This window comes from Allgaiera indica (genome assembly GCF_900106675.1).
Lineage (GTDB): Bacteria > Pseudomonadota > Alphaproteobacteria > Rhodobacterales > Rhodobacteraceae > Acidimangrovimonas > Acidimangrovimonas indica.
Genome location: NZ_FNOB01000010.1, coordinates 73,869 through 97,066, shown reverse-complemented (window position 1 = coordinate 97,066; position 23,198 = coordinate 73,869). Strand labels below are relative to the sequence as shown.

The 23,198-nt window shown below is 66.7% G+C and carries 20 protein-coding genes; 7 read left to right on the top strand and 13 right to left on the bottom strand.

The window, feature by feature from the left end; genetic code table 11:
* From BLV97_RS11005 to BLV97_RS10990, 5 genes are all read left to right on the top strand, one after another.
* On the top strand, positions 1-1,308 hold the full coding sequence (locus BLV97_RS11005) for a thymidine phosphorylase (protein WP_035846095.1): 1,308 nt from the start codon (positions 1-3) through the stop codon (positions 1,306-1,308).
* On the top strand, positions 1,308-2,519 hold the full coding sequence (locus BLV97_RS21195) for a phosphopentomutase (RefSeq protein WP_035846097.1): 1,212 nt from the start codon (positions 1,308-1,310) through the stop codon (positions 2,517-2,519). Before BLV97_RS11005 ends, BLV97_RS21195 begins: the two co-directional genes overlap by 1 nt.
* Positions 2,516-3,493: an adenosine deaminase gene (locus tag BLV97_RS11000; protein WP_035846099.1), complete on the top strand. Its 978-nt coding sequence runs from the start codon at positions 2,516-2,518 to the stop codon at positions 3,491-3,493. Before BLV97_RS21195 ends, BLV97_RS11000 begins: the two co-directional genes overlap by 4 nt.
* Entirely contained in the window at positions 3,490-4,122 is a 633-nt protein-coding gene (gene upp, locus BLV97_RS10995) for a uracil phosphoribosyltransferase (RefSeq protein ID WP_092164062.1), read from the top strand. Before BLV97_RS11000 ends, upp begins: the two co-directional genes overlap by 4 nt.
* Positions 4,123-4,188: 66 nt before the next feature.
* Positions 4,189-5,667 carry an SPOR domain-containing protein gene (locus tag BLV97_RS10990; protein ID WP_035846101.1) on the top strand — a complete coding sequence of 493 codons (1,479 nt, stop codon included), beginning with the start codon at positions 4,189-4,191 and terminating at the stop codon, positions 5,665-5,667.
* A 250-nt stretch (positions 5,668-5,917) separates the two neighbouring features.
* Here the strand turns inward: BLV97_RS10990 and BLV97_RS10985 are convergent, their stop codons facing one another.
* Entirely contained in the window at positions 5,918-6,976 is a 1,059-nt protein-coding gene (locus BLV97_RS10985) for a hypothetical protein (protein WP_035846103.1), read from the bottom strand.
* Between the two features lie 131 nt (positions 6,977-7,107).
* Positions 7,108-8,739 carry an AMP-binding protein gene (locus BLV97_RS10980; protein ID WP_092164061.1) on the bottom strand — a complete coding sequence of 544 codons (1,632 nt, stop codon included), beginning with the start codon at positions 8,737-8,739 and terminating at the stop codon, positions 7,108-7,110.
* Between the two features lie 288 nt (positions 8,740-9,027).
* Between BLV97_RS10980 and BLV97_RS10975 the strand changes: the two genes are divergently transcribed.
* Positions 9,028-9,681, top strand: a complete 654-nt coding sequence (locus tag BLV97_RS10975; RefSeq protein ID WP_035846117.1) for a sulfotransferase family 2 domain-containing protein — start codon at positions 9,028-9,030, stop codon at positions 9,679-9,681.
* Between the two features lie 74 nt (positions 9,682-9,755).
* On the opposite strand, the gene BLV97_RS10970 is transcribed toward BLV97_RS10975, so the two are convergent.
* The 9 genes from BLV97_RS10970 to BLV97_RS10930 all read right to left on the bottom strand — a co-directional run bounded on the left by BLV97_RS10970 (position 9,756) and on the right by BLV97_RS10930 (position 18,808).
* Positions 9,756-11,954 (bottom strand): 3-hydroxyacyl-CoA dehydrogenase NAD-binding domain-containing protein, encoded by a 2,199-nt coding sequence (locus tag BLV97_RS10970; RefSeq protein WP_035846119.1) that lies wholly within the window; start codon positions 11,952-11,954, stop codon positions 9,756-9,758.
* Positions 11,951-12,421 carry a cupin domain-containing protein gene (locus BLV97_RS10965; RefSeq protein WP_092164060.1) on the bottom strand — a complete coding sequence of 157 codons (471 nt, stop codon included), beginning with the start codon at positions 12,419-12,421 and terminating at the stop codon, positions 11,951-11,953. The genes BLV97_RS10970 and BLV97_RS10965 overlap by 4 nt, the downstream gene beginning before the upstream one ends.
* A complete protein-coding gene (locus BLV97_RS10960) occupies positions 12,421-13,632 on the bottom strand; it encodes an acetyl-CoA C-acetyltransferase (protein ID WP_035846124.1) in 1,212 nt (403 codons plus the stop codon). Before BLV97_RS10960 ends, BLV97_RS10965 begins: the two co-directional genes overlap by 1 nt.
* Positions 13,633-13,643: 11 nt before the next feature.
* Complete coding sequence (locus tag BLV97_RS10955; protein ID WP_035846126.1) at positions 13,644-14,270, bottom strand: glutathione S-transferase family protein; 627 nt, start codon at positions 14,268-14,270, stop codon at positions 13,644-13,646.
* Between the two features lie 355 nt (positions 14,271-14,625).
* Positions 14,626-15,765 carry an acyl-CoA dehydrogenase family protein gene (locus BLV97_RS10950; RefSeq protein ID WP_035846128.1) on the bottom strand — a complete coding sequence of 380 codons (1,140 nt, stop codon included), beginning with the start codon at positions 15,763-15,765 and terminating at the stop codon, positions 14,626-14,628.
* 33 nt (positions 15,766-15,798) lie between these two features.
* Complete coding sequence (locus BLV97_RS10945; RefSeq protein ID WP_035846236.1) at positions 15,799-16,011, bottom strand: hypothetical protein; 213 nt, start codon at positions 16,009-16,011, stop codon at positions 15,799-15,801.
* Between the two features lie 67 nt (positions 16,012-16,078).
* On the bottom strand, positions 16,079-17,854 hold the full coding sequence (locus BLV97_RS10940; RefSeq protein ID WP_035846130.1) for an acyl-CoA dehydrogenase C-terminal domain-containing protein: 1,776 nt from the start codon (positions 17,852-17,854) through the stop codon (positions 16,079-16,081).
* A gap of 14 nt (positions 17,855-17,868) precedes the next feature.
* Complete coding sequence (locus BLV97_RS10935; protein ID WP_035846132.1) at positions 17,869-18,270, bottom strand: MerR family transcriptional regulator; 402 nt, start codon at positions 18,268-18,270, stop codon at positions 17,869-17,871.
* Between the two features lie 124 nt (positions 18,271-18,394).
* A complete protein-coding gene (locus BLV97_RS10930; RefSeq protein ID WP_035846238.1) occupies positions 18,395-18,808 on the bottom strand; it encodes a MerR family transcriptional regulator in 414 nt (137 codons plus the stop codon).
* A 240-nt stretch (positions 18,809-19,048) separates the two neighbouring features.
* On the opposite strand from BLV97_RS10930, the gene BLV97_RS10925 reads away from it, so the two are divergent.
* On the top strand, positions 19,049-19,549 hold the full coding sequence (locus BLV97_RS10925) for an Lrp/AsnC family transcriptional regulator (RefSeq protein WP_035846134.1): 501 nt from the start codon (positions 19,049-19,051) through the stop codon (positions 19,547-19,549).
* Between the two features lie 568 nt (positions 19,550-20,117).
* Here BLV97_RS10925 and BLV97_RS21190 read toward each other — a convergent pair.
* Positions 20,118-20,270 (bottom strand): hypothetical protein, encoded by a 153-nt coding sequence (locus tag BLV97_RS21190; protein WP_160169200.1) that lies wholly within the window; start codon positions 20,268-20,270, stop codon positions 20,118-20,120.
* 246 nt (positions 20,271-20,516) lie between these two features.
* Positions 20,517-23,138 (bottom strand): TRAP transporter permease, encoded by a 2,622-nt coding sequence (locus tag BLV97_RS10920; protein ID WP_051646287.1) that lies wholly within the window; start codon positions 23,136-23,138, stop codon positions 20,517-20,519.
* Positions 23,139-23,198 lie beyond the last annotated feature (60 nt).

The window sequence follows — 23,198 nt, the reverse complement described above, 5'->3', positions numbered from 1 at the left end:
GTGGATGCCCGTCAGATCATTGCCGCGCTGCGCCGGGGAGAGCGCCCCGATGCCGAGGCGCTGGACTGGTTCGCCCGCGGCCTGGCCTCGGGTGCGGTAAGCGACGCCCAGGCCGGTGCCTTCGCGATGGCCGTCTGCCTGCGGGGGCTGGGCGATGCCGGCCGGGTGGCGCTGACCCGGGCGATGCGCGCGTCGGGTCGCGTGCTGGAATGGGATCTTCCGGGACCGGTGCTGGACAAGCATTCGACCGGCGGGGTTGGCGATTGCGTTTCGCTGCTGCTGGCGCCGGCGCTGGCGGCCTGCGGCGCCTATGTGCCGATGATCTCGGGGCGCGGGCTGGGCCATACCGGCGGCACGCTCGACAAGCTGGAGGCGATCCCGGGCTTTCGCGCCGAGGTCTCGGTGGAAAAGCTGCGTGAGGTCACCCGCGATGTCGGTTGCGCGATCGTCGCCGCGACCGACCAGATCGCCCCGGCGGACCGGCGCCTTTATGCGGTGCGCGATGTCACCGGCACGGTCGAATCGATCGATCTGATCACCGCCTCGATCCTGTCGAAGAAGCTGGCCGCGGGGCTGGAAGGGCTGGTGCTGGACGTCAAGACCGGCTCGGGGGCCTTCATGAAGGATTATGACGACGCGCTGGATCTTGCCCAGGCGCTGGTGTCCACCGCGCAGGGGGCGGGCTGCATGACCACCGCGCTGATCACCGACATGAGCCAGCCGCTGGCCGCCGCCGCCGGCAATGCGCTGGAGGTGATCGAGGTGATGGAGACGCTGACCGGCACTTCGGTGAATGCGGCGCTGTGGGATCTGACTGCGGCGCTGGGGGGCGAGGCGCTGGCGCTGGGCGGGCTTGCGGCGGATCCCGAGGACGGTGCCGACCGGATCGAGGCGGCGCTGGAATCGGGCAGCGCGGCCGAGGTGTTCGGCCGCATGGTCGCGGCGCAGGGCGGGCCGGTGGATTTCGTCGAACGCTGGCCCGACCGGCTGCCTTCGGCCCCGGTGATGCGCGAGGTTCTGGCCGGGCGCGCGGGCTACGTCGCTGCGATCGACGGCGAGGCGCTGGGCCTGGCGGTGGTGGCCCTCGGCGGCGGGCGGATGAAGGGGGGCGACCGCATCAACCCCTCGGTCGGGCTGTCGGATATCGCGGGCGTGGGGGAACATGTCTCGGCCGATCTGCCGGTCGCGATCGTCCATGCCGCGACCGAAACCGAGGCTGACGCCGCCGAAGCCGCGGTGCGCGCGGCCTTCTCTCTGGGCGAGGCAGAGGTGGAAGAGCCGCCGCTGATCTACGAGAGGATCGCGTGATGCCCCGCGCCTTCCTTGTCGTGATGGACAGTGTCGGCGCGGGCGGGGCGCCGGACGCGGGCGAATTCTTCAATGGCGACATCCCGGATACCGGAGCCAACACGCTGGCCCATATCGCGCGGGCCTGCGCCGCGGGTCAGGCGGAACAGGGGCGCAGCGGCCCGCTGGCGCTGCCCAACCTGGATGCGCTGGGTCTGGGGGCGGCGGTGCGGCTGGCCTCGGGCGACGAAACGCCGGGGCTAGCGGCCCGGCCGCAGGGCCTTTGGGGGGCCGCGACGGAGGTGTCGCGCGGCAAGGACACGCCCTCGGGGCACTGGGAACTGGCCGGTGTTCCGGTGCCGTGGGAATGGCATTATTTCACCGACCCCGTGGACAGTTTCCCCGCCGATCTGGTGGCCGAGGTCTGCCGCCTGGCCGGCACCGAGGAGATCCTTGGCAATTGCCACGCCTCGGGCACCGAGATCATCGCGCGGCTGGGCGAGGAACACATCCGCACCGGCTGGCCGATCTGTTACACCTCGGCCGACAGCGTCTTCCAGATCGCCGCGCATGAGGAACATTTCGGACTGCACCGCCTCCATGCGCTGTGCGAGGCGCTGGCGCCCCGGCTGCATGAGATGCGCGTGGGCCGGGTGATCGCGCGGCCCTTCACCGGCGGTTTGGGCGATTTCCGCCGCACCCCCAACCGCCACGATTATGCCATCGCGCCGCCGGCGCCGACGCTGCTGGACTGGGCGCAGGACGCGGGACATCAGACTCATGCGGTGGGCAAGATCGGCGACATCTTCTCGATGCGCGGGGTGGGGGAGTTGCACAAGGGCCCCGACGACGCCGCGCTGATGACGCATCTGCACCGGCTGGTGGCAGAGGCGCCGGATGGCGCGCTGGTGTTCGCCAATTTCGTCGAATTCGACAGCCTTTGGGGGCATCGCCGCGACGTGGCGGGCTATGCCCGCGCGCTGGAATGGTTCGACACCGAGGCCGGGCGCCTGATCGCGGCGCTGCGTCCGGGCGATCTGATGATCTTCACCGCCGATCACGGCAACGATCCCACCTGGACCGGCGGCGACCACACCCGCGAACGGGTGCCGGTGATCGGCGCGGGCCAAGGGTTGCGGCCCATCGGTCAGGTGGCCTATGCGGATGTCGCGGCCTCCATCGCCGCGCATCTTGGACTGACGCCGCAAGGCCCCGGACGGAGCTTCCTGTGATCCCGAAGATCGAACTGCACTTACATATCGAAGGCGCGGCGCCGCCGGCCTTTATCCGTGGCTTGGCGGCCGAGAAGCACATCGACATCTCCGGCATCTTCAATGAGCGCGGCCATTACGCCTATCGCGATTTCTGGGATTTCCTGCGCGTCTACGAGGCCGCCACTTCCGTCTTGCAGACGCCCGAGGATTTCGCCCGCCTGACCCGCGCGGTGCTGGAGGAAAGCGCGGCCAACGGCGTGATCTATACCGAGGCCTTCCTCAGCCCCGATTTTTGCGGCGGTCGCGACCTATCCGCCTGGCGCGACTATCTGGCCGCGATCCAGGAAGCCGCGGCGGAGGTCGAGGCCCAGGGCGGCCCGATCTTGCGCGGCATCATCACCCCGATCCGCCATTTCGGCCCCGAGAAGGCGCGCGAAACCGCGCTTTGCGCCGCTGAAACGGCGGGCGATTTCATCGTGGGCTTCGGCATGGGCGGCGACGAGAAGGCGGGCGAACCCAAGGATTTCCAATACAGCTTCGACATGGCGCGCGAGGCCGGCCTGCGGCTGACCTGCCATGCCGGCGAATGGGGCGGGCCCGACAGCGTGCGCCGCGCGTGGCGCGATCTGCGGGTCGAACGCATCGGCCATGGCGTCCGCGCGATCGAGGACCCGGCGCTGGTGGACGATCTTGCCGAGGCCGGCGTGGTGCTGGAGGTCTGCCCCGGATCGAACGTCGCGCTGGGCCTTTACAAGGATTGGCGCGCGCATCCGATCGGGCGCCTTTACGAGCGTGGGGTGAAGGTCACCGTCTCGACCGACGACCCGCCGTTCTTCCACACCACGTTGACGCGCGAATACGATCGTCTGGCCGAGGCGCTGGACTGGGACGACGCTGTGTTCCATACCCTGAACAGGACCGCCGCCGAGGCCGCCTTCTGTGACGGCGCCACCCGCGCCGCGCTGATCAAGAGACTGGAGGGCCAGCCATGAAGACCCATCTGACCGTCGTCGACCACCCGCTGGTGCAGCACAAGCTGACGATCATGCGCGACCGAGAGACCTCGACCGCGAGCTTTCGCCAGCTTCTGCGCGAGATCAGCCAGCTTCTGGCCTATGAGGTGACGCGCGAACTGCCGCTGACAACGAAGCGCATCGAGACCCCGCTTTGCCCGATGGACGCCCCGGCGATCGACGGCAAGAAGCTGGTGCTGGTGTCGATCCTGCGCGCCGGCAACGGCTTGCTTGACGGCATTCTGGAGCTTGTCCCGGCGGCGCGGGTGGGCTTTGTCGGCCTTTACCGTGACGAAGAGACGCTGAAGCCGGTGCAGTATTACTACAAGGTCCCGGCCGAGTTGGGCGACCGGCCGGTGATCGTCGTCGATCCGATGCTGGCCACCGGCAATTCCTCGGCCGCCGCGATCGATCTGCTGAAGGCTTCGGGGGCCAAGAATCTGCGCTTCCTGTGCCTTCTCGCCGCTCCCGAAGGGATCAAAAGGATGCGAGAAGCCCATCCCGACGTGCCGATCGTCACAGCGGCGGTAGACGAAAGGCTGGACGACAATGGATATATTGTCCCAGGGCTAGGGGATGCGGGTGACAGGATGTTTGGCACAAAATAAGCCAATTCTTTCTTTACTCAGCGACCCGCTTCCGGCATGATTCCCCAACGCACGAAGGGGGTAGACATGTTGTTTCGAGTTCTCGCGGTGGCGATGGTGGCGACCGGTCTGGCCCCCCAGATGGGGCTGGCGCGGACGATGGACCAGTCGCAAGGCCCGGCTGAGCTGCCTCCGGCGAAGTTCAAGGGCAACCAGTTCGTCGACAGCAGCGGTTGCATCTTCATGCGCGCGGGGTTTGGCTCGCAAACCTCGTGGGTGCCGCGTGTCACGCGTGACCGGCGCCTGATGTGCGGCTACAAGCCCACTTTTGCGGCCAACGAGACCCGCCCCAACCACGAGGGCAGCTTCTCGATGTCGATGCCGCTGACCCCGCAAAAGCCCAAGCAGATCGCCTCGGCCCCCGCGCCCGCCCCGGCTGCGGATAAGGTGGCGGCTGCCGCCCCCACACGGCCGGATGTCGCGGGCGGAAGCGCCAAAACCTTCTCGGCGCAAAGCACCCCGGGCGTCGCCAGCGGCACGTCGGTCGCGGCGGTGCCGGCCGCCAGGGCGTTGCGGCGTGCTCGCGCCCCGGCTGCCCAGGTGATCCCGGCCGTGGCGGATGGCGGGCCGTCGATCGCGGGGCGCCCTGTGCATCTGGTCAGCAAGGTGCAATGCCCCGCTTACGCGCCCGAGGTCTCGCGGGTCTACAGGCTTTCGGACGGGCGCAGCGCGATCAGCTGCGCGCCCGGGTCGAACCGCTACCTGGTGGTCAGGGTGGTCGATAGTCTCGGCCCGCAAGCGCCGAGCTATACTTCGGATTATCGGCCCGACGATGACAGCAGCGCCAATGTGCCGATCGCACCGCCCGAGCCATTGCTGCCCTACAAGGGCGGCAGTGGTGGCGTCACGGCCAGCTATCGTGCCCCGGCACCGACCCCGGCCCCGGCGGCGGGCTCGGATGGTCAGCGGGTCTACACCGCCATTTCCACGGGCGATATATTCGCCCGGTCGCAGAATAGCCTTCCGCGGTCGGCCACTGCCGTTCCCGAGGTTCCGCCAGGCTACAAACCGGCCTGGGACGATGGCCGCCTGAACCCCCTGCGCGGGCCGCGCACCCCCGAGGGCAATGCCCAGATGGATCTGGTGTGGACCCATTCGGTCCCGCGCAAGCTGATCGACACCACGACGATGCGCGGTGCCGCGGCGCAATATCCCGGGCTGCGCTACCCGCAGACGGCCACGCCGCCGCGCCCGACGCGTCAGGTGGTGGTGACGCGCCATGCGCCGCTGAACGACATCGGCGCAAGCCGCGGCAGGGCGCGCGCCGCCGCACCCGTTGCGGGCGGCAGCTACGTGCAGGTGGGCACCTTCGGCGTCCCATCGAATGCCAGCCATACGGCCGCGCGGCTGCGATCGATGGGCTATCCCGTGGCGATGGGGCGTGTCCGCGTGCATGGGCGCAGCCTGCAGACGGTGATGGCGGGGCCGTTCGGGTCCTCCGCACAGCTTTCCGCGGCGCTGGGCCAGGTTCGCGCCGCGGGTTTCGGCGACGCCTATATCCGCTAGGAAGGCGCAAGGCCTCCGATCGGACGGAAAACGACATAAGAGACGACCAGGGACAGGCAAGACCCGGCAGTAGCGAAGGCAGAAGACAGGCAAGAAGCGAGGCGCCCCCATCCCGCTTGGGTGGGGGCGCCTTCGTGTTTGGGCAGGCGCGAAAGCTGACCTGCGCATGATACCGGAACTAGATGGCGGTTCTTGGGTGGCGGGCCCCGGATGCCCGGCCCCAGATGCCCGGCCCCTGAGGGCGGGCTTCCTATTCGTCGCAGATGCCCTGCAGTCCCACCCAGCTGTCATCGGAAATCAGCGCTGGCGGCGGCTGGCCCTTGGCGAAGGGATCCGCCGCGATCAACCGGGTGGCTTCCGCCGCAGTCCGGGGCACGGGGGGGGTGGCCGCTTCGAGCGCCTTGGCATAAGGCGTGGTCGGCAGACCTTCGGCCCTGAAGCGAGCGATCAGCGCGCCTTCGGGCGGGGGCGGCGCGTGCCTGGCCGTACGCAGCAGCGCCTCGCCATAGCCGTGCAGCGCGCCGGGTGCCATCTGTCCCGTGGTCAGAAGCCGCACCGTCGCGCCCAGCCCCGCCCAATGCAGCAGGCCAAGCAGGGCATCTGCTTCCGCCGCGCGGGCACGTTCGGCCAGGATGTAGCCGGCGGCGACGTCGGGGCCGTCGAAATCCTCGATCAGATCGCGCCTTAGAACGATGATTCCGCCAGGCAGATGCGTCGCGCGGGCCGGGCCGCCCGGCACCACGACGATTTGCACCCCGCCCTCGGGAAACAGCCTGTCGGTCAATCTCGCCAGCGCCTCGGTGCCGGGATGGCCGTTGCAGCGCGGTCCGGTCACGCGGGTCAGATCGGCAAGCGCCATCTCGCCGATCTGGTGACGTTTCGATGCCGGCACCATCTGCGCGGTGTGGCGGATCAACGCGCCGGGCAGCCAGAACACCGCCAGGAGCACCGCCGCCAGAAGGGTGCCGGCGATCAGCACATGGCGCAGCCGGCCAGGGCGCGGCCGATGGGAATCGATCACCCCGCGCACGGTCTCGATCGCGCCGATCATGTCCTTGTCGTCCAGTTCAAGGGTTTCGACGGCATCCGGGCCGGGGGTGAAAAGCGCCGGCATCTCGCCCGGGTTCATCCGGATCAGCGCCGGCAGCGACCAATGCGTCAACGCCGATTCCGAGCGGCTGTCGGAAAGTACCAGCGACGCCTCGCCGAACGAGACGATGACATCGCGCCGTTGCGCGTCCGGCGTCTCGCGCCAGATGCCTTGGCTTTCCAGCCGTTGGTATTTCGACAGCGCCGTGACGCGCGGCATGGGCCTGCTCTTTGTGCCTCTTTCACGGGACTCTACCGCATGTCGTGTCCGGGGCAAAGGGCAGTGGGGATGCGCCCGAGCAGTTTTGCGGTGCGCGCCGGGGGGCGAGCGCGGGCCGGGCGCGCGGCGCCTCAGGCATCCAGCAGTTTTGCCACGGCGCGCAGTTCGAATTTCTGGATCTTGCCGGTCGAGGTCTTGGGCAATTCGGAAAAGATCACCTTTTTCGGCGTCTTGAATCCGGCCAGCCGTTCGCGGGCGAAGGCGATCAACTCGGCCTCGCTGGCCTGGCTGCCGTCCTTCAACTCGACGAAGGCACAGGGCACCTCGCCCCATTTCTGATCCGGTTTCGCGACCACGGCGCAAAGGCTGACCGCCGGGTGGCGCATCAACACGCCCTCGACCTCGACGGAACTCACATTCTCGCCGCCCGAGATGATGATGTCCTTGGCGCGGTCGGTGATCTTGATATAGCCGTCCTCGTGCTGGAACGCGATGTCGCCCGAGCGGAAGTAGCCGCCGCGGAAGGCCTCGCGCGTGGCCTCGGGGTTGCGATAGTAGCCCTTCATCACGCCATTGCCGCGCATCGCGATCTCGCCCAGATGGCGGGCGTCGCGCGGCACCGGCCGGCCCGCTTCGTCATGCACGACCGCCTCTTCCATCATCGGCATCAACACGCCGGTGCGCGCCTTCAACTCGGCCCGGGCATCGCCCTCGACCCCGTTCCAATCCGGGTTCCAGGTGCATTCGGTGGCGGGGCCGTAGACCTCGGTCAGCCCGTAGACCTGGGTGATGTTGAACCCCAGCGGCTCGATCGCGGCCAGGGTGGCCGCGGGGGGCGGCGCGCCGGCGGTGAAGACCTCGACCACATGATCGAAGGGGCGTCGTTCCTCGGGTTTGGCATTGATGATCGCGTTCAGCACGATGGGCGCGCCGCCGAAATGGGTCACGCCCTCGTCGGCGATGGCAGCATAGATGTTGGCCGCGGTGATGTCGCGGCAACATACCAGCGTGCCGCCCAGCATCGGGACCATCCAGGTGTGGCACCAGCCGTTGCAGTGAAACAGCGGAACGATGGTCAGATACACGGGGTAAAGCACCATGCGCCAGGCGATCGCGTTGCCCATCGTGCACAGATAGGCGCCGCGGTGGTGATAGACCACGCCCTTGGGCCGCCCGGTCGTGCCCGAGGTATAGTTAAGCGCGATGCTTTCCCATTCGTCTTCCGGCATCACCCAGGGCGCATCGGGGTCGCCCCCGGCCAGCAGCGTCTCGTAATCCGGGTACCGCCCCGAAGGCACATGGCCCGCCTCGGTATCGGCGACCTCGACAATTTGGGGCGGCGGGCCCTCCATCGTCTCGATCGCCGCCTCGACCAGGGGGATCAGCGGGCTGTCGACAAGCACCAGCTTGGCGCCGCCATGGCCGAAGATATAGGCGACAGTCTCGACATCGAGGCGGGTGTTGATCGCGTTCAGAACCGCGCCCGCGGCGGGCACGCCGAAATGGGCCTCGGCCTGGGCCGGGATGTTGGGCAAGAGCGTCGCCACCACGTCACCCGGCCGCACCCCGCGCGCGGCAAGGCCCGAGGCCAGACGGCTTACCCGTGCGGCATATTCGGCGTAGGTCCGGCGGGTGCCGCCATAGACCAGCGCGGGCCGGGTCGCGAAGATGTCGGCCGCCCGGCGCAGATGCGACAGCGGCGTGAGGGGCACATAGTTCGCCGCGTTGCGTTCCAATCCCGTCTCGTCAGCCAGCCAGCCCATCTGCGCGGCCTCCCCCCAATCATTGTGCCTGATCGAGTAATACCGCGCGGAAGACGAAAGGAAAGCCCGCGCGCATCACGCATGGCCTGGATCCCGCGTCTTGCCGGGGAAAAGACGGGATGGTGGCTTGCGCCGCGCCGTTGTCAAAGAGGGGCGGGCCGGGGGCGGAACCGGTCGCAACGCCCCGGGGCGAGGGCAAGCGGGCGCGACCCGCCCATCGCGGCGGCCGGGATATCCGTTTCCGCAGATGGCTTTACGCCCCGCGTGCGACAGGGCACTCTCGGTCGCATGATCATCTCGCGCGGGCGCCGCTACATCTTCGTTCATATTCCCAAGACCGGGGGCACGGCGCTTAGCCTCGCGCTGGAGGCGCGCGCGATGAAGGACGACATCCTGATCGGCGATACCCCGAAGGCGCGGGCCCGCGCGCGGCGGCTGCAGGGCGCGGGTGCGCGCGGGCGGTTGTGGAAGCACGCCGCCCTGGCCGATATCGAAGGCTTGGTGAGCGGCGACGAGATCGCCGCCTTCTTCATCGTCACCCTGGTGCGCAACCCCTGGGACCGGATGGTCAGCTATTATCATTGGTTGCGCGAACAGGGCTGGGACCACCCCGCGGTGCATCTGGCCAAGGCTACCGATTTCGCGGATTTCCTGCGCGCGCCCCAGACCCGCGACAGCGTCAAGGCGGCGCCCTATGGCGCCTATCTGCGCGGCCCCGACGGGCGCGAGCGTTGCGATCTGTTCATCCGGCTGGAACATTTCAACACCGATGTCGCCCGGTTCGAGGCGCATCTGGGGTTTGCGCTTGCCCCGCTGGAACGCGCCAATGCCTCGGCCCGGCGCCGCGATTGGCGGGGGTATTACGATGCGGGAACGCGGAATCTGGTGGCGGATCTATGCGCCGAGGATATCGCGCGCTTCGGCTACCGGTTCGACGGCTAGAAAAGAGGAAGCCGGGGGGCTGTCTGCCCCCCGGCCCCCCCCGAGGATCTTCGTGGCAGAAGGAAGGGCCCGGCTCAGGCCGCCTTCGCGGTGGGGGCGAAGCGGCCATAGAAGGTTTCGCCCTTCTCGGCCATCTCGCGCAGCAGCTTGGGCGCGGCGAAACGCTTGCCATAGCGTTCGGTCAGCCCGTCGCACAACTCGACCGCGCGCGCAGCCCCCAGCATGTCCAGCCACGACAGCGGGCCGCCCGACCAGGGCGCGAAGCCCCAGCCCAGGATCGCGCCGACATCGCCTTCGCGAATGTCCATCAGCACGCCGTCCTCCAGCGCCCGCACCGCTTCCAGCACCTGGGCGAAGAGCAGCCGGTGCTGCACCTCGGTCACGTCGGGCTGATCGTCCTGCGCGGGGTACTTGTCGGCCAGCCCCTGCCACAGGCCGGTGCGCTTGCCCTTGTCGTCATAGGCGTAGAAACCCGATTTGGATTTCCGCCCCAGGCGGCCCTGATCGTACATCCAGAACAGCACGTCATCGACCGCGTCGTCGGGATAGGCCGCGCCCATCGCCGCCTTGGTCGCCTTGGCGATCTTCACCCCCAGGTCGATCGAGGTCTCGTCCACCAGTTGCAGCGGGCCCAGCGGCATGCCGACCAGCTTGGCCGCGTTCTCGACCAGCGCCGGTTCGACGCCCTCGGCCACCATGCGCACGCCCTCGTTGATATAGGGGATGATGCAGCGGTTGGCGTAGAAGAAGCGCGCGTCGTTGACCACGATCGGCGTCTTGCGGATCTGGCGCACATAATCCAGCGCCTTGGCCACCGCGCGGTCGCCGGTTTCCTTGCCCTTGATGATCTCGACAAGCGCCATCTTGTCGACGGGGCTGAAGAAGTGGATGCCGATGAAGCCTTCGGCATCGACCGAGGCCTTGGCCAGTTCGGTGATCGGCAGGGTCGAGGTGTTGGTGGCGAAGATGCAATCCTTGCCGGCCACCGCCTGGGCCTTCGCTGTGACCTCGGCCTTGACCTTGGGATCCTCGAACACCGCCTCGACGATCAGGTCGCAGCCCTTCAGCGCGGCATAATCGGTGGTCGGCGTGATCCGGGCAAGCAGGTCTTCCTTCTGCTCCTTGGTCGCGCGGCCGCGGCCGATGGCCTTGTCCATCAGCCCCTCGGAATAGGCCTTGCCGCGGTCGGCGGCGTCCTGCGCCGCGTCGATCAGCACCACCTCGATCCCGGCGCGCGCGCTGACATAGGCGATGCCCGCCCCCATCATCCCGGCGCCGAGGATGCCGACCTTGTGCACCTTCTGGTCGGGCACGCCCTGGGGCCGCACCGCGCCCTTCTCCAGCGCCTCCTTGTTGAGAAACAGCGACCGGATCATCGCGGCCGAGGAGGGGTTCATCATCACATGGGTGAACCAGCGCGCCTCGATCTTCAGGGCAGTGTCGAAGGGCACCAGCGCGCCCTCATAGACCGCGCTCAGCAATGCCTTGGCGGCCGGGTAGACGCCTTGCGTCCGGCCATGCACCATCGCGGCGGCGCCGACGAAGGTCATGAAACCCGCCGGATGGTAGGGCGCGCCGCCGGGCATCTTGTAGCCCTTCATGTCCCAAGGCTTCACGCAATCGCTGTCCTTGGCATTCAGCACCCAGGCCTTCGCGGCGGCCAGCGGATCATCGACCACCTCGTCGATGACACCCGCGGCCTTGGCCTTCTTGGGGTCGTTCATCTTGCCTTCCAGCAGCAGCGGCGCCGCACCCATCGCGCCCAGCTTGCGCACCAGCCGCGTCGTGCCGCCCGCGCCGGGGAAGAGGCCCACCAGGATTTCCGGCAGGCCGAGCTTGGCCTTCGGGTTGTCGGCCACGAAAATCCGGTGCGTCGCCAGCGCCAGTTCCAGCCCGATGCCGGCGGCGGTGCCGGGCAGGGCGGCGGCGATCGGCTTGGCGCCCTTCAGGGTCTTGGGGTCCATCCCGGCACGTTCGATCCGGCGCAGCACGCCGTGCATGCGCATGATCCCGTCGAACACCGCCTTGGCGGGCTCATCCCCCGCGCTGTCCTTCAGCGAGGCCAGCACGTTCAGATCCATGCCGCCGGCGAAGTCCTTCTTCGCCGAGGTGATGACGATGCCCTTGACCGCGTCATCCTCCAGCGCCGCCGCGACATGGGCGTCCAGTTGTTCGAGCCCCTCGAAGCTCATGACGTTCATCGACTTGTCGGGCACGTCCCAGGTGATGATGGCGACGCCGTCGGCGCCCTTCTCGTAGTGAAAATCGCTCATGTCTTGTCTCCCTCCTTCGGGTAGGGGGCTCCGTCGAGATGCGTGTACCCCGCGGGCGTCGCCAACAGGTCGAGGCCCGGATAGTGGCAGATGTTGTGTGGCTGACGGCCGCCCGCGATCAGGTAGACTGCGGGCGCATCGGTGTGGTTGCGCAAGGTGTGGGCGACCGGGTCGCCCGCCTTCCAGCAGCAGAAATCACCGGGGGTCAGGATCGTTTCGGTCTGATCCTCGGCCACGGTCAGCGACCCCTCCAGCATGTAGAGGAATTCGTCCTCGTGCTCTTCCCAATGTTGCTGGCTGGATTGCTTGCCCGGATGCAGCGTCTGCAGCGCGATGCCGAACTGCGTAAGGCCGCCGGCCTCGGTCAGTTCACGGTAGCTGAAATTGCCGCGCCCAAGGTTGTAGGGCGCGGGGTAGCCAGAGACGCTTTCGTGTTCGGGCAGGCTATCCTTGCGGAAGACCGCCATCAGACGCGCTCGATGATGGTGGCCGCGCCCATGCCCGACCCGATGCACAGGGTGGCCAGGCCGACCTCCTTGTCGCTGCGCTCCAACTCGTCGAGCAGCGTGCCCAGGATGATCGCGCCGGTGGCGCCCAGCGGGTGGCCCATGGCGATCGCGCCGCCGTTGACGTTGACCTTGTCCATGTCGGCGTCGAACGCCTGCTGGAAGCGCAGCACGACCGAGGCGAAGGCCTCGTTCACCTCGAAAAGATCGATGTCGGTGAACGCCATGCCGTTTTCGCGCAGGATCTTCTCGGTCACCGTCACCGGGCCAGTCAGCATGATCGTCGGATCGGTGCCGATCTTGGCGGTCGAGCGGATCCGCGCGCGCGGCGTCAGCCCGTATTGCTTGCCGAATTCGGCATCCCCCACCAGAACCCCCGCGGCGCCATCGACGATCCCCGAGGAATTGCCGGCGTGGTGGACATGTTCGATCCGCTCGAGATGCGGATATTTCATGATCGCCACCTTGTCGAAGCCCGGCATCTGTTCGCCGATCTCCTTGAAGCTGGGCTTCAGCGCGCCGAGCGCCTGCATGTCGGTGCCGCGGCGGATGTATTCGTCATGATCGAGGATCGGCAGGCCGTTCACGTCACGCACGGTCATCACCGAGCGGGCGAAACGGCCCTCGTCCCAGGCCTTGGCGGCGCGCTTCTGGCTTTCGACGGCCAGCGCATCGGCCTGGTCGCGGGAAAAGCCGTATTCGGTGGCGATGATGTCGGCGCCGATGCCCTGCGGCACGAAATAGGACTTCATCGCGATGTCGGGATCGGCGGCGATGGCGGCGCCGTCGCTGCCCATCGGCACCCGGCCCATCATCTCGACGCCGCCGGCGATATAGGCGTGGCCGCCGCCGCCGCGCACCTGGTTGGCGGCGATGTTCACGGCCTCCAGCCCCGAGGCGCAGAAGCGGTTGATCGACACGCCGGGGATCGACTCGTCCAGATCCGAGGCCAGCACGGCGGTCCGCGCCAGGCAGCCGCCCTGTTCCATCACCTGGGTGACATTGCCCCAGATCACGTCCTCGACGGCGTGGCCGTCCAGCCCGTTGCGCGCCTTCAACTCGTTCAGCACCAGCGCGGACAGGCGCGCGGCGGTGACTTCGTGCAGGCTGCCGTCCTTGCGGCCCTTGCCGCGCGGCGTGCGCACTGTGTCGTAAATGAATGCGTCGGTCATGATATCCTCCTTCACGCCCGGTCGGCGGGCGAGCCGGGCATCAGTTCATAGGGGTGTTTCCAGCCCGGCTGCGCCGCGATGCGGTCAAGCCAGGCGTCGATATTGGGGAAATCCTTGCGTTCGAACCCGTAAGGCTCGGGGTAATAGAGGTAGCCGCAGCAGGCGATATCGGCGAGCGTCAGCTTGTCGCCCACGATCCAGTCGCGCCCGGCCAGATGCCCGTCGAGCACCTTGAGCGCGCTCATCACGCGGCCGCCAAGCCAACCGATCGCCTCTTTCGGGCGCTTCTCCTCGGGCAGGAAGTTCATCAGGAAGCGCAGGCTACCCTGCTGGCCCGACCCCTTCTGCGCATCCCAGAACATCCAGCGCAGGATCTCGTTGCGGTCGCCTTCCATCAGCTTGCCGGTCTTTTCGGCCACATGCAGCTGGATCACGCACGATTGCGTCAGCTTCAGGTCGCCCTCTACGAAGACCGGCGCCTCGCCCATCTCATTGAGCTTGCGGAATTCGGGGCTGCGGCTTTCGCCGTTGAAGAAATCGACATAGACCGGCTCCCAGTCGTAGCCGGTCAGCGCCAGGGTCAGGGCCGCCTTGTAGGCGTTCCCGGATTCCCCGAAGCAGTAAAGTTTTGCGGTCATCAGCACATCCCTCCCGATGCTGCGCCTATCGCGGGCGCCGTGTTTGAGTATTTGGACCAAGATGAAGAGCAGACACTCTTCCGGTAACGGACGATTAACCCTGATCCCTGAAAATCATGGTCGCGGCACAGGCTGGAGAGCCGATGGCCGCCCAAGGTGAAGCCCCGCCGCGCGCCGTGCGTTCCGTCTGACGGTCGGGCGCGGCGGCGGGGTGGACTGCAGGCTGCCCGCGCGCGACCGAAGGGTTCGAAACGCAGGTCCCCTTCATCTTGGCGAAAATACTCCACGGGGGTGCGGGGGTGTGAAACCCCCGCCTCCAACCGTTCAAGCCGCGCTGCGCCCATGTTTCCCTCCATCAGAGCGACCTTGCGATCAGCTCCTTCATGATTTCGTTCGTCCCGCCATAGATGCGCTGCACCCTTGCGTCCGTCCACATTTCCGCCACGGCATATTCCTGCATGAAGCCGTAGCCGCCATGCAGTTGCAGGCAGTCGTCCAGAACCTCGCCCTGGGTATCGGTCAGCCAGTATTTTGCCGCCGCCGCCTTGTCGACGGTCAGCTCGCCCTTCAGGTGCTCGGCAATGCATTCGTCAAGGAAGGCGCGCGCCACCATCGTCTTGGTCTTGCATTCGGCAAGCTTGAAGCGGGTGTTCTGGAACTGCATCAGATTGCCGCCGAAGGCCTCGCGTTCCCTGGCATAGCGAATGGTGCGCTCGACCGCGCCCTCCATCGCGCCGACCGCGCCGCAGCCGATGATCAGCCGCTCCTGCGGGAGTTGCTTCATCATCTGGTAGAACCCCTGGCCCTCTTCGCCGCCCAGGATGTTCTCGGGCGGGATCTCGACATTGTCGAAGAACAGTTCGGACGTGTCCGCCGCGTGCAGGCCGATCTTGTCAAGGTTGCGGCCGCGGGAAAACCCCTTTGCGCCCTCGGTTTCCAGCGCCACCAGCGAGATGCCCTTGGCCTTGGCCGAAGGGTCGGTCTTGGCCGCCACCAGGATCAGGTTGGCGTGCTGGCCGTTGGTGATGAAGGTCTTCTGCCCCGACAGCCGGTAGGCGTTGCCGTCGCGCACCGCGCGGGTCTTGACCGCCTGCACGTCCGACCCGCCCGAGGGTTCGGTCATCGCCAGAGCGGTGACGATCTCTCCGGTCACCATCTTCGGCAGCCAGCGCTGTTTCTGCTCTTCGGTGCCGTAGGCCAGGATGTAATGCGCCACGATGCCGGAATGGATGCCGTGCCCCCAACTTGCCAGATTGGCGCGCGAGGCCTCCTCGACGATCACCGCCTCGTGGCCGAAATCGCCGCCCGCGCCGCCGTATTCCTCGGGGATGGAAGGGCACAGCAGGCCCAGCGCCCCGGCTTCGGCCCAGGTGTCGCGGTCCATCTCGCCCTGCTTGCGCCAGCGCTCGAACTTGGGCGTCCATTCCTCGGTGATGAATTTGCGCGTCATCTCGGCAAGCATCCTGTGCTCGTCCGTCATCCAGCTAGAAGTCATCCGTTCCTCCCTGTGCTTTTCGTGCTTGCTGTCTCAGCGTTTGCGGGCGTCGAGTTCCGAATTGAACAGCCGTAGCCGGTGGCCAAGGTTGTCCGCGTCGGTCACGCTGTCGAAATGCTCAAAAAGGAAGGACAGTGCCTCGCCCTCGTCCAGACCGGCCTCCTTCGCGAAACGCTTCAGGCGGCGATAGCCGTCCTCGGTCATCGAGACCGGAAAGCGGCGGGTCAGGCGAAAGCGTTTGGGCATCGTCTCCTCCATTCGTCCCCATAGGGGCGGGGCCCCGCGCGGGGCCCCTGGGCTGCGCGGGGCCAGCTTAGAAGGAAGCCTCCTCCAGCGCCATCACAGGGTCGGCGCCGCTTTCGATCCGCGCCAGATGCATCGCGCAGGCCGGAAGCTGGCGGGCCATATAGTAGCGTCCGGTGGCGATCTTGGCCTCGTAGAAGGCCGGATCGGCGGCGCCGGCGTCCAGCGCGTCATGGGCGGCCTTCGCCATCCGCGTCCACATCAGGCCTAGGCAGACATGGCCCATCAGGTGCATGAAGTCGTAAGAACCCGCAAGCGCCGCGTTGGGGTTCTTCATACCGTTCTGCATGAAGAACATCCCCGCCTGCTGCAACTGTTTCGAGGCCGTTTTCAGCGGCTCGACGAAGGCTTTCATCCGGTCGTCGCCGTTATGCGCCTTGCATTCGGCCTTCACCATCTCGAAGAAGGCCATCACATGCTTGCCACCGTCCTGGGCCAGCTTGCGGCCGACCAGATCGAGCGCCTGGATGCCGTTCGCGCCCTCGTAGATCATCGCGATGCGGGCGTCGCGGGTGAATTGCGACATGCCCTGTTCCTCGATATAGCCATGCCCGCCATAGACCTGCTGGGCCTGCACCGCGCTCTCGAAACCCTTGTCGGTCTGGAAGCCCTTGATCACCGGCGTCATCAGCGAAATCAGCCCCTCGGCCTCGGCATCCCCTTCGCGATGCGCCCGGTCGATCAGATGCGCCCCCCAGAAGGTGAAGGCGCGCGCGCCCTCGATGAAGCTTTTCTGATCCATCAGCATGCGGCGCACATCCGGGTGCACGATGATCGGATCGGCGCCGCCGCCGGGGTTCCGCGTCCCGGTCACGTCGCGGCCCTGCAGGCGGTCCTTGGCATAGGCGACGGCGTTCTGATAGGCGGCCTCGGCCACCGCATAGCCCTGCAGGCCAACGCCCAGACGCGCCTCGTTCATCATCGTGAACATGTTGCGCATGCCCTTGTGCAGCTCACCCACAAGGAAGCCCCGGGCGCCGTCGTAGTTCATCACGCAGGTCGCGTTGGCGTGGATGCCCATCTTCTCTTCGATATTGCCGACCGAGACGCCATTGCGCGCGCCCAGGCTGCCGTCCTCTTTCACCAGGAACTTCGGCACGATGAACAGGCTGATGCCGCGGGTACCCTCGCCGCCGCCCGGGGCCTTGGCCAGGACCAGGTGGATGACGTTCTCGGCCAAGTCGTGATCACCCGCCGAGATGAAGATCTTCTGCCCCGTGATCAGGTAAGAGCCGTCGTCCTGCGGCTCGGCCTTGGTGCGGATCAGGCCCAGATCGGTGCCGCAGTGGGGTTCGGTCAGGTTCATGGTGCCGGTCCAGTCCATCGACACCATCTTGGGCAGGTAGGTTTCCTTCAACTCCTGCGAGGCATGGGCCAGGATTGCGCCGATCGCGCCATGGGTCAGCCCCTGGTACATGTTGAACGCCATGTTGGCCGAAACCATGATCTCGCCCACCGCGCTGCCCATCACATAGGGCAGACCCTGGCCGCCGAATTCCTCGGGCAGGTCAAGCCCGTTCCAGCCGCCTTCCTTCAGCGCCTCGAACGCCGCCTTGAAGCCCTTGGGCGTGCTTACCATGCCGTTCTCCAGCCGGCAGCCTTCCCGGTCGCCGGAAAGGTTCAGCGGTGCCAGCACCTCGGAGGCCAGCTTGCCGGCCTCTTCCAGCACCGCCGAGGTGAAATCGCGGTCGATCTCGTCATAGCCCTTCACGCCGCTTTCGGTGACCTTCAGCACCTCGTGCAGTACGAATTGCATGTCCTTGGTGGGGGCCGTGTAGGCGGGCATTCGGTCTTCCTTTCCTAACGCGCGGCGCTGGACTGACGGCGGTGCGTCAGCTGCCCTTCGGCATGCGCCAATTGCTCTTTCAACTCGTCGATCGCCTCGCCCAGTTCGGCGCGCTGCCGTTCCATCTGGTCGAGACGCTCGCGCGCCTTCTCGACCGTGCGGGCAAGCTGCTTTGTATGGCTACCCTCGCGGTCGTACATGTCCAGAAGCTGGCGGATATCCTCTAGGCTGAAGCCAAAGCGCTTGCCGCGCAGGATCAGTTTCAGCCGGCCCCGGTCGCGCCGTGTGAACAGCCGCTTCTGTCCCTCGCGGATCGGGAACAGCAACTCCTTCGATTCGTAAAAGCGAAGCGTGCGGGGCGTCACTTCGAACATGTCGCACATCTCGCGTATCGTCATCAGTTCATCAGGTATCATCGCTTCATCTCTCGGTCCGCCGGCCAGCGCCGGCCTCTGAGATGCAATCTAGAGCGATAGCTTACAAGACGAGTTTACGCGAACGTCAACATAACGTGACGTCACGGCGATGGATGGTCGCGCGTCAGCCGCCTTCCGCCGTGCCGGCATCGTCGCCGTTGCCGCGGGCTTCGGCGGCAAGCCGCGCGGTCTCGTCGCGCAGGGCAAGCAACTCGGCGATGGTGGCGTCCAGTTCCTCGCGCTGGCGCTTGAGCGCGACAAGCTGGCGATCGGCCATCTTCACGAAGGTCTCGAATTGCGGGACGGTGCCCTGCTTGTCGTACATCTCCAGCCACTGGCGCAATTCTTCCAGCGAAAAGCCGAAGCGGCGGCCGCGCATGATCAGCGTCATCCGGGCGACCTCGCGCGCGGTGTAGAACCGTGCCCGGCCTTCGCGCATGGGTTGGAGCAGTTCGATATATTCGTAGTAGCGCAGGGTGCGGGGCGTCACGTCGAACCGCGCGCACATCGCCTTGAAGCTGATCGGGGTGTCGTTCATGGGGTCTCCCACCTTCGCCGGGCGAAGTTTAGAGCCATGGCGCGGCGGGTTCAATCTGGGCCGGGGCGCGATGATCCCGTCGTCGACCGGGATATCCCCGGGGATGGTCCGCAAGTGCTTGCGTCCGGACGAGTGAGGGATTATCCGCTTCATGCAAAGAAATCTTGCGCAGTCGCGAAATATTATTGCGCAAATTCGGGCTATTTCGTAAGTTCCGACGCGCTGATGAGAGGATCCCCGATGCCCGGCATGAAGCTTGACCAGATCGATCGCAACATTCTCGCGCAATTGCAAGAGGATGGGCGGATGACGAATGTCGAGCTTGCCCGACGGGTGGGGATCTCGGCCCCGCCCTGCCTGCGCCGCGTCCGTACCCTTGAGGAGGCCGGCTATATCCGCGGCTACCATGCCGACATCGACCCGCGCGAACTGGGCTTCGAGGTGCAGGTGTTCGCGATGGTGCGGTTGCATTCCCAGGCCGAGGTCGATCTTTCCGCTTTCGAGAAGCGCTGCCGTGACTGGCCGTTGGTCCGCGAATGCCACATGCTGAACGGCGAGATCGACTTCATCCTGAAATGCGTGGCGCCCGATCTGTCCAGTTTCCAGACCTTCCTGACCGAGGGGTTGACCGCGGCCGAGAACGTGGCCTCGGTCAAGACCAGCCTGGTGATCCGCTGCGCCAAGGACGCGCCCGGCGTGCCCTTCGACGTGCTCGAGGAACGTCTCAACCGCAGCGCCTGACCCGCCGCAGCCCGATCGGTGCAAGCCCGCAAGAGGCTTTCGCACGGCCGCATTCCGACATGGGCCGATTTATGGGCCGTTTGATGCGTCCAGAAGCCGCCTGTTCGGGATATAGGGGATGTCCGGAGACAGGGAGATTGGCGGTCAGGCGAGGGGCAGAGCGGCCGGTCCCGTCGCCAGAGGAGCGACGGGGGGGGGCAGCTGTTCGCTGACGACCCCGGGCACGCTGTAGGACCGTGACTGTTTCGCAATCTTCAACCGCGACAGCGTAATGATGCCGCGCCGCCATAGGGTTGTCAAAACTTTTTCTTATTTGGCAATTGCTTAGTGACAATTTTAAAAATTCTCCGTGATTGTTTCCGGAGTGACGCCTGGTCGGGGGCCAACTGATGGCACAGTGGCTTCGGACGCCGTGCCGTGGGCTTGGGCCTCTATCAGGTCTTGATTCGGCGGCGACGCAGCGGGGGTAGGCGACGCAAAAGGCCGGGCGCAACCCGGCCTTGGTGGTCTCGATCGCGGGCGACGGGCCGTTCGCGCACACGCGGCCCCGGCCGTTGCGGCATGCGGCCTATTCGGCGGCGAAGGCCTGCGCGGGTTCGGCCACCGGCATCTGCCGAAGCGTCTCGGGCTTGCTGCGCTGGCCGCGTTGCCAGGGCATCGCCGGCTGATCCTTGGCGGTTTCGTCCAGCACCCACTTCATCCAGCGGCGTTCGGTCTTCATCCGGCGTCTCCTTTCCTGCGCGGCCCCTCATGCGGTCCGGCGTATCTTTCCGCTTCAAGATCAGCGTGCATTGCGGCGAAGTCGTGACGCGATGCGGGAAACTCCGGGTCATTGATGCGACCCGCTCCAAAATCGCTGGCGAGGGCCGCCTTGGCGCCGCGATTGTTGCCCGTTCGGCAACAGCGCCATTCCTGGGGGGCGGCAGGTGCGCCGGCGGGGGCGGTCGGTCCCCCGCCGGCGTTGGGTTCAGGCGGTGGCGGCCGTCGTGCGGGGGCCATGCGCGCCGCCACCGCCGAGGGCGCGCCTGCGACGTTGCAGCCAGAAGATCAGCCCCAGAAGCAAGAAGGCCGGCAGCGTGAACCAATAGCGCGAAGGCCGTGTCGCGGGCACCTTGATGCCGGTGATCTGATCGCCGAACTGCAGGCCGAACTTGCCGGCCTGGCTGCCCAGCCGGACGGCACCGATGCTGACCTGATCGCCCAGCACGTTCACCCGCAGACCGCCCTCGCGCAGCCGGTCCAGCGCGCTCTTGCCCTCGGCCAGGTTGATGCGCACCAGTTTCTCGACCTCGTCGCCCTTGTAGTCGAGCGACTTGACCAGCAGGTGGATCGGCCGTCCCGCCGGGGTGGCATCGACGGCCTGCACCAGCTTGGCCGCCGGTTCGCGCACGAAGGGCGCATAGAACTGATCCAGCCAGTAATCGGGCCGGAACAGCGTGAAGCACACCAGCAGCAGCGCCAGCGTCTCCCACCAGCGGTTGCGGATCAGGAACCAGCCCTGGGTGGCCGCCACGAAGGCCAGCATCGCCAGCACCGAGGTTACCACGATGATCACGAATTCCACCGGCCCGCTGATGCCGATCATCAGGACGCCGCCGTTGAAGATGAAGATGAAGGGCAGCAGGGCAGTGCGGATCTCGTATTTGAAGCCCTGAAAGCCGGTCTTCACCGGATCCGCCCCGGAGATCGCCGCCGCCGCATAGGCCGCAAGGCCCACCGGCGGCGTCACATCGGCCATCAGCCCGAAGTAGAAGACGAACAGATGCACCGCGACCAGCGACACGGCCAGATCGTTCTGCGCCGCCAGGTTCACGATCACCGGCGCCATCAGGGTGGCGACGACGACGTAGGACGCCGTGGTCGGCATTCCCATCCCCAGGATGATGCAGATGAAGGCGGTGAACAGCAGGATGATGATCAGATGCCCGCCCGAGATGAACTCGACGATCTCGGTCATCACCAGGCCCACGCCGGTCAGCAGCACGGTGCCAACGATGATGCCCGCGGTGGCGGTGGCGATGCCGACCGAGGTCATGTTGCGCGCCGCCGCCGACAGGCCGTCAAGCAGTTCGCGGCCGCCGGTCGTCCAATGATGTCCAAGCGCGCTTTCGCGCCGGAAAAAGGCGGTCAGCGGGCGCTGGGTGACGATCAGCGCCATCAGCGCGACGACGCCGTAGAAGGCCGACAGGCCGGGCGAAAGCTGCTCGACCATCAAACACCAGATCAGCAGCACCACCGGCAGGATGAAATGCAGGCCGGTGCGCGCGGTCTCGCCGAAATGCGGCACCTCGGAGAAGGCCTTGTCGATATCTTCCAACTGCAGGTCGGGGTGGCCGGCGCGGTATTTCACCAGCCCGATATAGGTGGCGACCAGCGCCGCCAGCACGATCCAGGTGGCGGCGGGGCCGAAGACATCCTTGGTCCAGCCGATGCCGTAATAGACCAGCCCGCACAGCACGACGAAGCCCGACACCCCCATCAGCCCGCGTGCCAGCCCCTGCAGACGCGCCGCGCGCTGCCGCGAGGGCAGGCCGGTCAGGCCCATCTTCATGGCCTCGATATCGACGATATAGAACAGCGAGCCATAGGTCAGCAGCGCCGGAAAGAAGGCGTGCTTGACGACCTCGGCATAGGAGATGCCGACATATTCCGCGATCAGGAAGGCCGCGGCGCCCATCACCGGCGGCATGATCTGTCCGTTCACCCCGGCCGCGCATTCGATCGCGCCGGCCTTGACGGGCGGATAGCCCACCTTCTTCATCAGCGGGATGGTGAAGGTGCCGGTGGTCACCACATTGGCGATCGACGAGCCCGAGATCATCCCCGTCAGCCCCGAGGCCACGACCCCCGCCTTGGCCGGCCCGCCGCGGTACTTGCCCAGCAGCGAAAAGGCCAGCTGGATGAAATAGCCGCCGGCGCCCGCGCGCTCCAGTAGCGTGCCGAACAGCACGAACATGAAGACCACGTTGGTCGACACCCCCAGCGCGACGCCGAAGACGCCTTCCGAGGTCAGCCACATCTGCGAGGCCACCCGCGACAGCGACGAGGCCTTGTGCGCCAGGAGCCCCGGCATGTAGGGGCCCAGGAAGATATAGGCCAGCATGACCACGGAGATCACGGTGATCGCGGGGCCCACGGCGCGGCGCGCGGCTTCCAGCAAGATCAGCACGCCGATCACGCTGACCACGATATCGGCGGTGGTCGGCAGGCCGGGGCGCTGGGCGATCTGCTCGTAGAACACCACCAGATACAGCGTCGAGGCCGCGCCGGCCACCGCCAGCGCCCAGTCCGAATAGGGCACGCGGTCGCGCGGCGAACGCTTGAAGGCGGGGAAGGTCAGCATGCACAGGAACAGCGCGAAAGCCAGGTGGATCGAGCGCGCGATGCCGTCGCTGATTACCCCCCAGCCGATCGCATAGGGGATCGGCGAGGCATACCAGATCTGAAAGACCGACCAGGCCAGCGCGACCGCGACGATCAGCTTGCCCGTGGCTCCTGCGGGTTTGCGCCCGCCGGTATCGGCTTCGGCGACCATCTCGTTGAGCGCGTCGACATCGACATGGCTGTGGGCGTCGTCAGCCTGGCGCATGGGGGTTCTCCTGTCCCTTTGTTTTCATTTTGGGTCTGTTCAAAAAGGAAAACTGCCGCC

What these genes read in the sequence shown, in the direction of transcription:
- BLV97_RS21195 (WP_035846097.1), top strand. Translation starts at nt 1,308, where the DNA reads ATGCCCCGCGCCTTCCTTGTCGTGATGGACAGTGTCGGCGCGGGCGGG.
- BLV97_RS10990 (WP_035846101.1), top strand. Translation starts at nt 4,189, where the DNA reads ATGTTGTTTCGAGTTCTCGCGGTGGCGATGGTGGCGACCGGTCTGGCC.
- BLV97_RS10965 (WP_092164060.1), bottom strand. Translation starts at nt 12,421, where the DNA reads ATGGCGGTCTTCCGCAAGGATAGCCTGCCCGAACACGAAAGCGTCTCT.
- BLV97_RS10925 (WP_035846134.1), top strand. Translation starts at nt 19,049, where the DNA reads ATGCCCGGCATGAAGCTTGACCAGATCGATCGCAACATTCTCGCGCAA.
- BLV97_RS21190 (WP_160169200.1), bottom strand. Translation starts at nt 20,270, where the DNA reads ATGAAGACCGAACGCCGCTGGATGAAGTGGGTGCTGGACGAAACCGCC.
- BLV97_RS10980 (WP_092164061.1), bottom strand. Translation starts at nt 8,739, where the DNA reads ATGGGCTGGCTGGCTGACGAGACGGGATTGGAACGCAACGCGGCGAAC.
- BLV97_RS10945 (WP_035846236.1), bottom strand. Translation starts at nt 16,011, where the DNA reads ATGCCCAAACGCTTTCGCCTGACCCGCCGCTTTCCGGTCTCGATGACC.
- BLV97_RS10920 (WP_051646287.1), bottom strand. Translation starts at nt 23,138, where the DNA reads ATGCGCCAGGCTGACGACGCCCACAGCCATGTCGATGTCGACGCGCTC.
- BLV97_RS10935 (WP_035846132.1), bottom strand. Translation starts at nt 18,270, where the DNA reads ATGATACCTGATGAACTGATGACGATACGCGAGATGTGCGACATGTTC.
- upp (WP_092164062.1), top strand. Translation starts at nt 3,490, where the DNA reads ATGAAGACCCATCTGACCGTCGTCGACCACCCGCTGGTGCAGCACAAG.
- BLV97_RS10970 (WP_035846119.1), bottom strand. Translation starts at nt 11,954, where the DNA reads ATGAGCGATTTTCACTACGAGAAGGGCGCCGACGGCGTCGCCATCATC.
- BLV97_RS10930 (WP_035846238.1), bottom strand. Translation starts at nt 18,808, where the DNA reads ATGAACGACACCCCGATCAGCTTCAAGGCGATGTGCGCGCGGTTCGAC.
- BLV97_RS10950 (WP_035846128.1), bottom strand. Translation starts at nt 15,765, where the DNA reads ATGACTTCTAGCTGGATGACGGACGAGCACAGGATGCTTGCCGAGATG.
- BLV97_RS10985 (WP_035846103.1), bottom strand. Translation starts at nt 6,976, where the DNA reads ATGCCGCGCGTCACGGCGCTGTCGAAATACCAACGGCTGGAAAGCCAA.
- BLV97_RS10960 (WP_035846124.1), bottom strand. Translation starts at nt 13,632, where the DNA reads ATGACCGACGCATTCATTTACGACACAGTGCGCACGCCGCGCGGCAAG.
- BLV97_RS10955 (WP_035846126.1), bottom strand. Translation starts at nt 14,270, where the DNA reads ATGACCGCAAAACTTTACTGCTTCGGGGAATCCGGGAACGCCTACAAG.
- BLV97_RS10975 (WP_035846117.1), top strand. Translation starts at nt 9,028, where the DNA reads ATGATCATCTCGCGCGGGCGCCGCTACATCTTCGTTCATATTCCCAAG.
- BLV97_RS10940 (WP_035846130.1), bottom strand. Translation starts at nt 17,854, where the DNA reads ATGCCCGCCTACACGGCCCCCACCAAGGACATGCAATTCGTACTGCAC.